Source organism: Halomonas marinisediminis (genome assembly GCF_004347715.1).
Taxonomy (GTDB): Bacteria; Pseudomonadota; Gammaproteobacteria; order Pseudomonadales; family Halomonadaceae; genus Halomonas; species Halomonas icarae.
This window is the reverse complement of the sequence record NZ_SLTR01000114.1, coordinates 1-337: the sequence shown is the minus strand read 5'-3', so window position 1 is coordinate 337 and position 337 is coordinate 1. Positions and strand designations below refer to the sequence as shown.

The 337-nt window shown below is 45.1% G+C and carries 1 pseudogene; it reads right to left on the bottom strand.

Features of this window, described 5'->3' with window-relative positions:
- Positions 1-337: pseudogene (locus E0702_RS16045) on the bottom strand (malate dehydrogenase); the annotation flags it as partial.

The following is a 337-nucleotide window of genomic DNA, read 5'->3' as shown; positions in this document are numbered from 1 at the left end:
CGCCAAGACAGACAATAGTCGCTTCTTCGAGTTTCTTGCCTTGCAGTTCAATGGCGTTAAGCATGCCTGCTGCCGTAACAATCGCGGTGCCATGTTGGTCGTCGTGGAAGACCGGTACATCACAACGTTCAATTAGCTGTCTTTCAATCTCAAAACAATCCGGTGCTTTGATATCTTCGAGGTTTATACCACCAAAGGTATCAGCAATGTTTGCTACGGTATCGACAAACTCTTCAATGGTGCGATGCTTTACTTCAATATCAATTGAATCGAGACCAGCAAAGCGCTTGAATAGTAGAGATTTACCTTCCATTACTGGTTTTGAAGCCAGTGGGCC